Consider the following 13,291-nt stretch of genomic DNA (forward strand, 5'->3'; position numbering starts at 1 on the left):
TCACAAAGTAAAACGCGCTGATTTGTGGTTTTATCGTGGATGAGTTTTTAAGGATGATTTTACAGTTCATCCATTGAGAAAAGAATGAAACTGCATAAAGCCACAAGGAGTATATAAGTGATTGATAGCCATATTCATTTTTGGAAATACAATCCAGTTGAATTCCCTTGGATGACGGATGATTTAAGCGCCATTGCAAAAGACATGTCTCCTGAAGATTTGTTCATGCAATTGCCTGCCAGAATAGAAGGTTTGATCGCTGTTCAGGCAAGACCGTCTTGGGAGGAAAATGAATATCTGAATGGACTGGCAGAGCAACATTCGATTATCAAAGGCATTGTGGCATGGTTTGATTTTAAAAAAGACGCTGAAATGCAGTTGGAAAAATTCAAACAAAATAAGCGGATAAAAGGCTTTCGTCACATGCTTCAAGATGAGCCTGATCCTACAGCCTATATGTTGAACAACCACCAATTTAATCTGGGCGTAGAAAAAATTCAGCAAGCTGAGTTGCTTTATGGTGTTTTGATTCATCAGAAAGATTTGGATGCAGCCGTAAAATTTTCCCAACGACATGATCAATATGCGTTGGTGATTGATCATTTAGCCAAGCCACAGATCTATTCCAGTGATGGTTTTACTGTGTGGAAAAAGAACATGAAAGAATTAGCCGCATTAGCACATGTGAACTGCAAAATTTCAGGTTTGGTGACAGAGGCGGGTGCACACTGCAAAGCACAAGATTTTCAAGCCCACCTTGATATTGCCTTAGAACTCTTTGGTCCTGAACGCTTGCTTTGGGGATCGGATTGGCCTGTTTCTTTTGCGACCCATCGCTATGACACATTGTTGGCATTTTGGGATGAATGGACACGCAACTGGAGTGACTCAGAACGTAAACAAGTCGAAACAGATACACCTAAACGCTTATATAAGCTATGAAATTTAAAAGATTTTAAATGTAGGAGATAGGAAAGATGGATTTACACCTCAAAAATAAAGTCTTTATCGTTACAGGTGGTGGTGCCGGAATTGGTGGGGCAATTTCATTATTACTGGCACAAGAGGGTGCAACGGTTGCCATTTTTGGTCGTTCAGCCCTGAGTTCAGAATTCGAAGCATCTTTACAGGAAACACAGACGAACTACTCCTTTCATCAACTGGACTTGACCGATGAAAAAGCCTGCCAAGAAAACGTTCAGAAGGTTATTGATTTATATGGACGTCTAGATGGCTTAGTCAACAATGCTGGAATAAATGACAATGTCGGACTTGAAGACAGTATTGATGCGTTTAGAAAGTCCTTAGATAAAAACCTGATTCATTATTTTACAATGGCGCACTTTTGCATACCGCATCTCAAACAAAGCAAAGGCAGCATCGTCAATATCGGCTCTAAAGTTGCAGTCACAGGGCAGGGACATACCAGTGGTTATGCAGCAGCAAATGGCGGTCGATTGGCTTTGACACGAGAGTGGGCTGCGCAATTTAAAGATGATGGGGTGAGGGTCAATGCGGTTTTACCTGCTGAAGTCATGACACCACTGTATCAACGTTGGGTGGATAGCTTTGATAACCCGACCCAGAAATTAGCACAAATTACCCAAAATATTCCGTTTGGTCATCGTATGACGTCGACCCATGAAATTGCAGATACCACGGTATTTTTACTGTCTGATCGTTCCTCGCATACCACTGGACAACTTTTATATGTTGATGGCGGTTATACCCATTTAGATCGTGCCTTAGATCAAGATTAAGACAGATATGCCGAAAACTGGAGCGAAAGATGAAACGCTATTGTTTGGCTTTAGACCTTGTGAACGATGCTGAAAAGATCCAGCAATATCAACAGTATCATCAAAAAGTATGGCCAGAAATCACCACCAATATTCGCAATCGTGGTGTGCTGGATATGCAGATTTGGCAAGTCGAAAATCGCCTTTTTATGATTATGGAAACCACTGACGATTATGACCCTGACCTAGCACAAAGTGTTGCAGTTTCAGAACCGAAGAATCTTGAGTGGGAAACTTTGATGTCGCAGTACCAGCAAGTACTGCCAAGTGCAAAACCTGGTGAAAAATGGATCGAAATGGAAAAAATATTTGATCTAAAACAATAATCCGAATGATATAAGGAATTCAGCCATGAAGGCAAAAATTACAGAACCCCAATTTAGGATGGGGTTGATATTGGTCACGACACTCTTCTTTATGTGGGGATTGTCGTATGGTTTGGTCGATGTTTTAAATAAACATTTTCAGGAAGCTCTGCACATTTCCAAAGCACAATCGGGGCTGATTCAGGCTGCTTATTTTGGTGCCTATTTTGTGATTGCTCTACCTGCAGGTTTATTTATTGAAAAAAGAGGCTATAAAGCAGGGATTATTCTCGGTCTTTCCCTTTATGCAATCGGGGCGCTGCTCTTTGTTCCTGCGGCTAATATGATGACATTTAGCTTTTTCCTATTTGCATTATTTGTACTGGCTCTAGGATTAGGATGTTTGGAAACGGCTGCAAATCCTTACTCATCTGCATTGGGAGATCCGTCGACTGCTGAACAGCGGCTTAATTTATCTCAATCATTTAATGGCTTGGGACAATTTTTTGGCCCGTTGATTGGTGGTTTGTTCTTCTTTAATTCGGTTGAAGGTGACAGTACTGCAAGTTTTGATGCTGTGACCTATACCTATGTCGGTATTGCTGCAATTGTTATTGTTTTGATTGTATTTTTTGCTAAAGCAAAACTGCCTGATCTACGTGAAAACGAAGCGAAATTGGATGCAGCCAATCTTCAAAATAATAGTGCATCGATGTGGTCACATTCAGAATTTAAATTTGGTGTTATTACGCTGTTTTTCTATGTCGCCGCACAGGTTGGCGTGGGTGCATTTTTTATTAACTTGGTGGTCGAAACTTGGCCACAGAGCTCAAGCCAACAAGGCGCATATTTCTTATCTATTGCCATGCTGGCTTTTTTGATCGGGCGATTTGTCAGCACTGGCATCATGTCCAAAATCTCCGCGAATCATTTGTTGTTGATTTATGCCGTAATTAACAGTGTGCTGTGTGTCGTGATTTTATCTGGCGCTGAATATATTTCAGTAATCGCAGCGATTGGTATCTTTTTCTTTATGTCGATTATGTTCCCGACCATTTTTGCGATGGGTGTTAAGAATCTCGGATCTAAAACAAAAATTGGTAGCTCATTTATGATCATGGCGATTGTGGGCGGTGCCATTATGCCTTTTTTCATGGGGAAATTGGCTGATCACTATGGAACACACATTGCCTATGTATTGCCATTGATCTGCTTCCTAATCGTAATTTTTTATGCGAAAAGCTACCAAAAAATCACACTGGCACAAGTCAATTAATAACCGAATTTTATCGCATTGAACGCGATAAATAAGAGAAAACCGCCATTTAATCATAAGGGCGAAGATAAGATCATTAAGGACAATATCATGAAAATTCAAAATGGAAGTCGTAGAAAAGTACAACTCACAATCCTTGCATTATCAAGTGGGTTAACGATGAACGCTACAATCGCAGCAGATGCTTTTCGTGTAGATAGCCCATGGATGTTTGGAGATTGGAACGGTAAAAGAACCCAGTTAAAAGATCAAGGCTATGACTTTAATGTGGGGTATACAGGTGAGTTTGCAGGTGTTATGAATGCTGATCGTGATGGCAAGGGCAATGCTTATGCAGATCAATGGGCTTTTGGCGCAAACTTTGATTTAAATAAGATATTGGGGTGGCGTGATACAGAAGCAAAAATTGTCATCACCCATCGTGGTGGAAAAGCACTCAATACTGAAGCCGATGTCATGGCGCCACAATTTAACCAGACGCAAGAAGTATATGGTCGAGGTCAAACTTGGCGTTTAACTGACCTCTGGATTAAAAAGAAATTTGTTGATCAGCGTTTGGATATCAAGTTGGGACGCTTTGGTATTGGTGAAGACTTTGCTGGATTTGATTGTGAATTTCAAAACCTTGCTTTATGTGGTGGTCAGGTTGCAAACTGGGCTGGAGATCAATGGTACAACGGTCCTGTGAGCCAATGGGCAGGGCGAGTTAAATACAATATTCATCCAGAATTAGCCGTTCAAATGGGAATATACGAACGCAATACTGTTAACGCCAATGCGACTACGGCAAGTGATGGTTTTAATTTAAGTACTGATGGTTCAGATGGTGCTGTGATTCCTTTGGAAATTGTCTGGCAACCGAAAAAAACCAGTGCAAATTTAAGTTTGCCGGGAGAATACCGACTTGGTTACTTTACCAGTACTGTGGATACACAGAATGTACAGGTGGATTATTCAGTTCCGGGAATTTCCCAAAAGTTTGATGCTGATAATCATAAATGGGCGGCTTGGCTTTCAGCAAAGCAGCAATTGACTCGTCACCACGGCGATGAATCTCGTGGTTTGACCTTGATGGGACAAGCGACATTTTATGATGATAAAACCAGTGCCTATAGTGATGCGCAAAATATTGCAGTGGTCTACAAGGGATTATTTGATGCTCGTCCAAGCGATGAAATTGGAATCGGTTTAGCGAGGATCGGTGTAAATACAGATGCAATAAAATTTAAAGGCAAAGTCAATAATGAAAAGTTTGATGATGAGTTGGATGCAGAAATTTATTATGGCTTAAAAGCCGCTCCTTGGTTAACAGTGCGTCCAAATATTCAATATGTCAAAAATATTGGTGCCAATAAAGCCTATGGTGATGCATGGATAGGTGGCGTAAAATTTAATATGAATTTCTAATGCTGCAATACTTTAAATTTTGTTGTTATTGAAAATAGAAAAGTTACCTTGAATCATAGCGTTGTGATTAAAATAGGTAACTTTTTCTTTTGTTACGCCATATGAATTTTTATATTTGGCTATATTGACCTTTTAAGATATAACATGAAAGCCAATGGAATCTGAGTCATTGTTTTCTAAAATTGTTTTGATCACATTGCCCAGCTTGATCATTATTGGTGTAAATTATGATTTACTAGATTCCAGTCCACTTTAAATTGTATATCCTGTTATGACGGCTCAAACATTTTCTCAGGCAAATTCACGCTATCAAAGTATTTTTGAGACTTTGCAAAATGTGATTCGCAGTCATACGCTTTCTACTGGTGTTGTTCTGTTAGAAGGACCGCTCTCGAATATTTTTAATACCAGCCGTGTTCCTGTTCGTAAGGCATTACAACTTTTATTTGATCAACAATTAATTTCACGTTTTGAAGGTCGAGGCTATTTGGTTAACCCAGAACAATCAAATGATATTGAACCGATTAGACTGGAGATCACACGAGAATTATTGGGGCTAGCATCTGATGAAGACATTATTGATACCCGTTTATTAAGCGATAAAGTCTATGATGAGCTGTATCAATGCATATCTTATATTATTTTACATGGACACTATCGACTTGATGAACAGCGCATTGCTGAGCATTTTAATGTGGGGCGCAATGTTGTACGTGAGGCATTAAAAAGTCTACATTTACAAGGCTTAGTCGAAAAAGAGGCATACGGAGATTGGCTTGCTGGTCCATTAACTGCACAAAGCGTAATCGAAAACTATGAACTGCGCTTAATTCTTGAACCATTGGCGCTAAAAGCCAATATTCATCATATTTCTTATGACGATATTCAGCAGATGTTAAATCGTATTCGCTATGCACAAACCCATAAACAGGATGTGAATGCCTCATTGATCCAACAGATTGAAGCTGATCTGCATCAAACCTTGTGCAATATCAAGTGGCATAATCAGAAAATGGCAAATATTTTATACAATGCGCAGAGCTCTATTTTGATTAGCCGAGTGATCCATGATGCGATTCATCTGAGCAATTATGAGTTGATGTTAGAAGAACATAACGCAATTCTAGAAGCCTTGTTGTGTGGCTCGATAGATCAAGGCTTGGAATATTTAGAAAAGCATTTGATTAATGCAAAAAAGCGTTCGGTTGAATATTTAAAAGTCTTTTCAATTATTCCTGAACCGAATATTCCTCCGTATCTAGAAAGAATTTCCTAATCATTTAAATGGAATAGCAATCCTAGCCTAGTGTTGCATCAAGTTTTTCCATTTTCTGACTAAGTAGTTGTGTTCATCCATGACAGAATTCCAGACTCCGATATGCCCCATTCTTTCTATATAGGAACCGCCTTGGCGTAGCATGCCTTTTTTGATTAAAGGTTGTTGATCAATTCCCATTAACGCTTCTGCAGCAGGTTTACCCATATACCAAAAATCCCATTCAGCCGAGCTTAAATATTCTCGTGCTCGCAGTGGATTGGAAATATACATGCCTTGTCTTGCCATCATGGCACCTGCCCAACCATCAAGCCACCAGTTGAGATACGCATAAGCATGATCTTTCATTTGCCCCTGCAGATTTCGAGATAATGCCAATCCGCCAAACCAAGCACGGTATCCTTCTACAGGTTTTGCAATTTTAAAATCTCGTTTTGCTTTTAGTAATTTGATCAGTGCGGGGTACCATAAACTGCCGATATGAATATTTTGATCGACAATTAAATTATAAGCATGTGCATCATCAGCCCAAAAATCTTTGAAATGTTGTTGCTGTTTAAGCTCAAGTAAGATTGAAGTCAATTGATCAATTTCAGATAAAGATAAATTACCGATATCTTTAAACTGCAATTGACCCGAACCCTGTACTGCCATTGCTAAATCGAGTGCACCAATCGCAGCATCGTTTTGTACCGTGACACAACCATTCCAATTTTGCTCTAATAGCCATGCCCAACTTTCGGGTTGATCATGTAAGTTTTTAGGTAAAAATTTTGGAAAATAAATAAAACTGTCTACATTGTGGGTAAGGGGAAGCATGCTGATATATTCAGATTCCTGACTACTCAACGTACCATCTTTTTGTACATATAATCGTTGACTTGGAACGCCACCTTTTGCCAACGGTTGATCAGCAAGTAAAGTTCCTTTCTTTGCTAAATCATTGACTTCATCCCAGCGGTGAATTTTCTTAATTTCTATGGGCTGAATGGACCTGACTGGCCAAACAAAATCAATATTATGGAACCATTGATCATAAAGGTCATATTGATCTGGATTTAATACTGCAATACGTTGTGCGGTTTGAGGGTCGTGAATTTGATATTCAATATCAAAACCAAGATCTATTTCAGCTTGTTTTCTTATTGCTTCAATTAGGGTGACTGAAGTACCTAAGACCCTTAAAGTCGGTTTAGATGATGTTTTCAAAGTATGCATTATCCTGCTTTTTTAGGGACAAACGACCATTACAAAAGTTGTCTTTAAACCAAAAATATGATTTAAAACCCTTAGAACTGATCATCATGATCAAGCTTAAGTATTGTATATGCTGATTTTACTTTTTTGTAAATCACAGGCTTTTGCTGACTATAACTTAGCTTTAAGTTAAAACGTAGTGTATAGAAGTCACTACGTTTTAACTTGGTGGAGTGCTGTTGAAGCCATGTTAAAAGTTTAGATTAAACTTTAACCCAGCTACCCAGGCATCACCCTGATTTTTATTTGCGCCAATACGGTCAATATATTGCAGGTTGGGGCGCACTTTAAGCCACGGTGTTGCGAGCAGACTATAATACAATTCAGCATTGATCTCGTTATTCAAATGGGGATTTTGCCGACTGTCGACAGCAATTCGTGATATACCTAGCCCAATTTCATCTTGTTTACGCTGATCAAATAGACCTTTATAAGTCACAGCAAGTGTTTCTGCATCATTAAAAATACTGGTTTTATTGTCATAAACAGCAACTTGCCCCATCAATGTTAAACCTCGATTTACATCGCCAGCATGGCTTGTTAACTGTTGCTTGGCTGAAATCCAAGTCCCGTTCTTATGTTCTTTACTATCGTTTTGGATTTGCACGTTTGTTACATCAGCTGTGCTGTAGTAATAACCTAAACGATATTCACCAGCCAAGTTTTGAATTAAATTTTCAGGTTTCCAAATCAGCTCTATTGGAAGCAGTGCGCCCTTGGAACCATCTGTACTCAGGTTAAAGCCTTTGCTTCTTTTTAGATTTTCAGGATTGTATTCATAGACACCAACTTGCGCTGATAAATTTGGAGAGATATTCCATTTAACACGAGTTGCCCATTGGCTTACAGGACCGTTATACCATTGATCTCCTGACCAATGTCCAATTTGACCTGCACATAGAGCAAGATTTTGAAATTCACAATCAAAACTGGCAAAGTCTTCTCCTTCACCAAATCGTCCGATTTTTACATCTAACTTCTGGTCGAAGAATTTCTTTTTAATCCATAAGTCCGTTAAACGCCATGTTTGTCCTCGACCATACACTTCTTGAACTTGACTGATATGTGGAGACAACACCTGTGACTTATTTTCAACTTGCTGACCTGAGCGATAAGTAATATTGATCAACGCTTCAGTATCGTTCCAATCCAAAATTTTATTTAAGTCAAAATTTCCCAAAAAGCTCCATTGATCTGCATAAGCCGAGTCTTTTTCACTACTGATTTGGGTATCAAGTACAGTTGCACCTTGACCCGTATAACTTATGCCAAAATCATAGCCTTTTTCAATTAAAGCTGTACGTTGACCTTGTCCATCGCCCAACATCCATGGGCTGTCACTTGCAAAAGCATTTTTTGCATAAATTGATGATGTTGATGATAATCCTGCGAATGCCATCATCCATACGATTTTTTTCATTTTTTACTCCATATTTTTTAGTAATTCATGTTTTTTTCGGCAAAAAAACAGAAGCTTTAAAAGCTCAGTATCCCTACTTTTTGAATTGTTCTAGTTCATGATGACTCCTTGATCATTGCTGTATTTATCTTTGCAAGTTTTGATAAATCCTCATAAAAAATTTAAAAATTGAAGGCTGAGAAAATATTTTTAGTTAAATGTAGGCATAGAAATCCTGTTCCATGTTTTAAAAACACAGAAGTTTGAAGGTTTTCGTAATTAACTTAGTTCAGCTTTTCCATAAAAATTTGAAATGACTTTTTTATCTGTTCAAGATCAACATGTCTCACGATCATGACAATACGTGAATAGTGATCTTCCCACGGCCATTGGGCTAAATGCTCTGGTGGGTATAAACAGTGTTGTACGCCGTGAATCAAAACAGGTTGGTCAAATTCAGTTAAGTTTAAAATCCCTTTTATCCGTAGAATATTTTCACCATATTGTTTAAGTAATAGATTTATCCATAGTCCGAATACCATCCAATCCAGTTTTGTTGTCCATTCCAGCACGCAACTTTGAGTCATTGCATGCTGATCTTGTTGAGTTTTTAGAAAAAATTGCGGTCGTGAAAGATGTTGCTGCTGCGCTAAATCTTGAGAAAAAATGTCATCAACGCAATCAATTTGATTGATGGATTGAATATTCACTTCAGGGTGAAGCTGTTGGATTTTCTCAGATAAAAGCTGTTGTGTTGAAAGATCAACCCGATCAGTCTTACTCAAAATAATCTGATGTGCAGCAACGACTTGGGTTAACCATTCTGGATGCAACCTAGCCTGTAAATGACCTAACTCGGCATCAACAACCGTACTTAAGCCATGTACATAAAACTGATTTTTAATATGTGTATCATGATGAATTGTATTTAAAATCGCTGCTGGATTAGCTAAACCTGTGGTTTCAATAATGACACGCTTAAAATCTGGAATCTCTCCCTGTTTACGTTGTTGTAAGAGTTTTAACAAGCTGTCTTTTAAATCGGTTAAAACACTGCAACACATACAACCATTGGCGAGCAAATAGGTATTCTCAGCCACTGTTTGTACCAACAGATGATCAATGCCGACTTCACCCAATTCATTAATTAAAACGATCGTGCTGTCATTTTGTGTTTGTGTCAGTAATTTTTTTATCAACGTGGTTTTTCCACTGCCTAAAAAACCAGTCACAATATGCACAGGTATCGTCATATTTATAAAGCCTCTAAATGTGATAACAGTCGAGGATCAAGAACATCTATTTTTTGCCCCGTTAATTGCTGGATTTCGTTCCATAATTGATCAAGCCCATTGGCAATACTTTGTTTGCCAGTAGGTGTCTGGATCAGATAATTCACGCCCTGAAAGTCAGCAATTAATAAGCGATAGGGTGCAGTAATGTGATTAAGCATTTTAATTTTACGTAAACGCCCTCGCCGTCTAGGCAGATCAGATCTTAGGCTGTCTGTCCAATCCTGTTGTTCACCTATCAATCCACATAATCCACACATTGCACCATTACTCCATTGATTAAGGCATCACATCGCCACTGTTTGGTCCGAGTGTCTGACCCACGTACAAATTACCGCCAGGATCCGACGCCAATAAAATTACGGTTGGAGCAATTTCTTCAGCTGTTCCAAAACGCCCCAAAGGTAATTGTTTGGCTTTTTCATCTTTCCAGCTTTGGCTAATACCATCGACCAGTGGTGTGGCGATTGGACCCGGTGCTATTGCATTGACCAATACATTATCTTTAGCGACTTCTTGAGCTAAAGATTTGGTAAAACCGATTACACCGGCTTTGGCTGCGCAATAATGTGCCAGTTCAATCCCGCCTTTAATCCCAAGTTGGGAGGAAATATTAATAATACGCCCCCATTTTTGCTTGATCATATGAGGTAATGCCCGTTGACTGGTTAAAAACACACTGGTTAAGTCAATACGAAGCATGTCGTCCCACATTTTCTTGCTGAGTTCTGTACACGGGGCTTGGGTTAAAATGCCTGCGTTATTGACTAAAACATCTATTCCACCATAGGTTTCAACACAGCAATCCACAGTTTGATGCGCACCTTGTTCAGTGCCCAGATCTGCGATAATGGTGGTCACTTGCGTAGCAAATTGGCGGCAGCGCTGGGCAATTTGTTCTAGACCTTCAGCATTTAAATCGCATAACACCAAACGGCTATTTTGCTTAGCAAATGCTTGTGCAATCGCAGCACCAATACCACTGGCGGCTCCCGTCACCACAACACGACATTCATTTAATGGTTTCATGTATTCTTCCAATAAAAAGAACAGCTTGACCTCATCAATAAATTTCAAAATCAAGCTTGTTCAACATATGAGTAGGGGGATTGTTGATTAATCAGGCCAACGAATGGTTAGCCCACCATCAACAATAATGCTTTGTCCTGTGATATAGCTGGCATCATCACTGGTTAAGAAGCGAACCAGTTTGGCAACTTCATCGGCACGACCGACACGTCCTAAGGGAATTTTCTGTCCAGCAAGTTTTAAACCTTCAGGACCAAGAGAATTTTGCGCATCTAAGGATTGTGGGGTTTCAATCAAACCGGGAATAACCGCATTACAACGAATTCCTCTAGGTGCCAATTCAACAGCCAAAGATCTACATAAGCCGGGGATACCTGCTTTGGCAGCAGCATAATGGCTATGTGCTTGCCAACCATAAACACCCCCTGCGATAGAGGAAATGGCAACCATTGCACCTGAACTTTGCATATATAGACTTGCTGCACGGAAGGTACGCATTACACCAGTTAAATCAACATTTAACATTTCATTCCATGCTTGATCTGTCATGTCGATGATTGAGCTTTGACGTAACAAACCTGCATTGGCAATCGCATAATCTAAGCGCCCAAAATGTGTTATTGCACTTTGTACTGCGCTTTGTACAGACTCAGTATCGGTCACATCTACTGCAACCATGACACATTGTCCGCCTGCCTCTTTGACCAGTTGTTCAGTGATGTTTGGGTCATGTGGATCTTTCTCAAAATAACCACCAACTACTCGAATATTCTGTTTTGCATATGCAACAGCCAAAGCTTGTCCAATCCCACTGGCAGCTCCAGTAATAAATGCTACGGGAGTATTGTTTAAAGTCATGCTCATTTCCTTATTTCACATCTTCAGGTTTTACATGGCGTGCCATAAGCATGACTAAACCAGACAAGAAGCAAGGTAGGGCACCAAACCAAATTGCCGCACTTGCCCAAGCTCCATCACCAGTGAGAATACTGGTGATACCTGCACCAGCTAAAATTGCACCGATCGGTCCCATCGCATGTACAATTGCGCCACCCGTTGCGCGTATGCGTGTTGGAAAAGATTCCCCCATAAAAAACAACATTGCAGAGTAAGGACCTGTTAAGAAAAATAAACCAACACTATATAGGGCGACCACTGTGACCAGGTCATGAGAAGCAACGATCATGGCATAGAACGCCACACCGCCACACATCCAACCCATGGCAACAGTATTACGACGACCAATACGATCTCCTAACCAACCGTGAACCAAATAGCCAACAAAACCGATCAGATTCGAGAGAATCAAAATGATTAAGGAGTTTTGAAAAGACAAGTTGTGAACATTCACCAACACAGATGTTCCCAATACACTAAAGACTTGGATGGCAGACCAGTTCAGCAAAATCGCTAAACTTAGTACTAATGTTGGGCGTAATGCCGAACCTTTAAAAGCAGCCATCACGCCCACTTTTTGTTGTTCTGGGTCGTCTAAATGGTACTGACGAGCCAATTGATCTGCTTGTTCATTTTCGCCAGACTGTTTCAGTTGATTAATTTTTTGCACAACTTGAAACTGGGGACTTTCTTTTAAATTTCTGGCTAGAAAAGCAATGATAAATGCTGGAATAGCAGCAAAAATAAAACAACCTTGCCAGCCCACATAAGGAAGTAAAATTGCAGTCAATGCTGCTGCAAGTAATGCCCCTACAGGCCAGCCACTTTGTACCAAAGAGTAGATAAAGCCTTTACGTTTTTGAAACTTTTCATCTTTTGAAGTGGCATACATTTCGGTGAGATAAGTTGCATTCACTCCTTCTTCGGCATAACCCAGACCAGCAACTGAACGAATGGCAACCAGTGAGCTTTTTCCAACCCCTGCCATGGCGGTCATCGCTGTAGCGATTGCTGTACCTGTCATGGTGAAAATAATCCCTTTACGCCGACCAATACGATCTACAATTGGTCCAATAGCGAATGCAACAATTGCACCGCCAACGGCAATCCAAGTGACTAAACTGGCTTGTTCAGCTTCATTCCAGTTGAAATGACCACCCATGACAGGCAGTAAAGTACCAAATAAAATAAAGTCATAAACTGCAAACACCCATGCAAAAAAAGCAATCCAAGATGCATAAGTGATATCTTTTTGCTGAATTTGCTCAGGATGCCAGTTGATTAATTTATCTTGCGAAGCAGCCTGATTCACATCAATGCTGCTTTTAACATCTATGTTTTCGCTCATCATTCC

Annotated in this window: 13 protein-coding genes; 6 read left to right on the forward strand and 7 right to left on the reverse strand. The window is 39.8% G+C overall.

Annotation, left to right across the window (positions count from 1 at the left end; genetic code table 11):
- Positions 1-117: 117 nt before the first annotated feature.
- From AAV97_RS18480 to AAV97_RS18505, 6 genes are all read left to right on the forward strand, one after another.
- Positions 118-942, forward strand: coding sequence for an amidohydrolase family protein (locus tag AAV97_RS18480; protein ID WP_046761375.1), 825 nt, complete (start codon positions 118-120; stop codon positions 940-942).
- Positions 943-977: 35 nt separating this feature from the next.
- Entirely contained in the window at positions 978-1,760 is a 783-nt protein-coding gene (locus AAV97_RS18485) for an SDR family oxidoreductase (protein ID WP_046761376.1), read from the forward strand.
- 29 nt (positions 1,761-1,789) lie between these two features.
- Positions 1,790-2,125: an L-rhamnose mutarotase gene (locus AAV97_RS18490; protein WP_046761377.1), complete on the forward strand. Its 336-nt coding sequence runs from the start codon at positions 1,790-1,792 to the stop codon at positions 2,123-2,125.
- Positions 2,126-2,150: 25 nt separating this feature from the next.
- Complete coding sequence (gene fucP, locus AAV97_RS18495; RefSeq protein ID WP_046761378.1) at positions 2,151-3,380, forward strand: L-fucose:H+ symporter permease; 1,230 nt, start codon at positions 2,151-2,153, stop codon at positions 3,378-3,380.
- 90 nt (positions 3,381-3,470) lie between these two features.
- Positions 3,471-4,787 carry a carbohydrate porin gene (locus AAV97_RS18500; protein ID WP_046761379.1) on the forward strand — a complete coding sequence of 439 codons (1,317 nt, stop codon included), beginning with the start codon at positions 3,471-3,473 and terminating at the stop codon, positions 4,785-4,787.
- Positions 4,788-5,058: 271 nt separating this feature from the next.
- On the forward strand, positions 5,059-6,063 hold the full coding sequence (locus AAV97_RS18505; RefSeq protein WP_005030994.1) for a GntR family transcriptional regulator: 1,005 nt from the start codon (positions 5,059-5,061) through the stop codon (positions 6,061-6,063).
- 27 nt (positions 6,064-6,090) lie between these two features.
- Here AAV97_RS18505 and AAV97_RS18510 read toward each other — a convergent pair whose 3' ends face one another.
- The 7 genes from AAV97_RS18510 to AAV97_RS18540 all read right to left on the reverse strand — a co-directional run bounded on the left by AAV97_RS18510 (position 6,091) and on the right by AAV97_RS18540 (position 13,288).
- Positions 6,091-7,281, reverse strand: coding sequence for an ABC transporter substrate-binding protein (locus tag AAV97_RS18510; protein WP_005030992.1), 1,191 nt, complete (start codon positions 7,279-7,281; stop codon positions 6,091-6,093).
- Positions 7,282-7,510: 229 nt separating this feature from the next.
- A complete protein-coding gene (locus AAV97_RS18515; RefSeq protein WP_046761380.1) occupies positions 7,511-8,740 on the reverse strand; it encodes a carbohydrate porin in 1,230 nt (409 codons plus the stop codon).
- Between the two features lie 263 nt (positions 8,741-9,003).
- Positions 9,004-9,972 (reverse strand): CobW family GTP-binding protein, encoded by a 969-nt coding sequence (locus tag AAV97_RS18520; RefSeq protein WP_046761381.1) that lies wholly within the window; start codon positions 9,970-9,972, stop codon positions 9,004-9,006.
- Positions 9,973-9,974: 2 nt separating this feature from the next.
- Positions 9,975-10,271, reverse strand: coding sequence for a hypothetical protein (locus AAV97_RS18525; protein ID WP_046761382.1), 297 nt, complete (start codon positions 10,269-10,271; stop codon positions 9,975-9,977).
- Positions 10,272-10,290: 19 nt separating this feature from the next.
- Entirely contained in the window at positions 10,291-11,040 is a 750-nt protein-coding gene (locus AAV97_RS18530) for an SDR family NAD(P)-dependent oxidoreductase (RefSeq protein WP_046761383.1), read from the reverse strand.
- Positions 11,041-11,127: 87 nt separating this feature from the next.
- Positions 11,128-11,898 (reverse strand): SDR family NAD(P)-dependent oxidoreductase, encoded by a 771-nt coding sequence (locus AAV97_RS18535; protein ID WP_046761384.1) that lies wholly within the window; start codon positions 11,896-11,898, stop codon positions 11,128-11,130.
- Positions 11,899-11,908: 10 nt separating this feature from the next.
- Positions 11,909-13,288, reverse strand: coding sequence for an MFS transporter (locus AAV97_RS18540; RefSeq protein WP_228136568.1), 1,380 nt, complete (start codon positions 13,286-13,288; stop codon positions 11,909-11,911).
- Positions 13,289-13,291: the final 3 nt, after the last annotated feature.

This window comes from Acinetobacter sp. Ag2, assembly GCF_001005515.1.
Taxonomy (GTDB): Bacteria; Pseudomonadota; Gammaproteobacteria; order Pseudomonadales; family Moraxellaceae; genus Acinetobacter; species Acinetobacter bereziniae.

Coding starts and splice junctions, on each gene's coding strand:
- AAV97_RS18485 (WP_046761376.1), top strand. CDS start 978: ATGGATTTACACCTCAAAAATAAAGTCTTTATCGTTACAGGTGGTGGT.
- AAV97_RS18490 (WP_046761377.1), top strand. CDS start 1,790: ATGAAACGCTATTGTTTGGCTTTAGACCTTGTGAACGATGCTGAAAAG.
- fucP (WP_046761378.1), top strand. CDS start 2,151: ATGAAGGCAAAAATTACAGAACCCCAATTTAGGATGGGGTTGATATTG.
- AAV97_RS18500 (WP_046761379.1), top strand. CDS start 3,471: ATGAAAATTCAAAATGGAAGTCGTAGAAAAGTACAACTCACAATCCTT.
- AAV97_RS18505 (WP_005030994.1), top strand. CDS start 5,059: ATGACGGCTCAAACATTTTCTCAGGCAAATTCACGCTATCAAAGTATT.
- AAV97_RS18510 (WP_005030992.1), bottom strand. CDS start 7,281: ATGCATACTTTGAAAACATCATCTAAACCGACTTTAAGGGTCTTAGGT.
- AAV97_RS18515 (WP_046761380.1), bottom strand. CDS start 8,740: ATGAAAAAAATCGTATGGATGATGGCATTCGCAGGATTATCATCAACA.
- AAV97_RS18520 (WP_046761381.1), bottom strand. CDS start 9,972: ATGACGATACCTGTGCATATTGTGACTGGTTTTTTAGGCAGTGGAAAA.
- AAV97_RS18525 (WP_046761382.1), bottom strand. CDS start 10,271: ATGTGTGGATTATGTGGATTGATAGGTGAACAACAGGATTGGACAGAC.
- AAV97_RS18530 (WP_046761383.1), bottom strand. CDS start 11,040: ATGAAACCATTAAATGAATGTCGTGTTGTGGTGACGGGAGCCGCCAGT.
- AAV97_RS18535 (WP_046761384.1), bottom strand. CDS start 11,898: ATGACTTTAAACAATACTCCCGTAGCATTTATTACTGGAGCTGCCAGT.
- AAV97_RS18540 (WP_228136568.1), bottom strand. CDS start 13,288: ATGATGAGCGAAAACATAGATGTTAAAAGCAGCATTGATGTGAATCAG.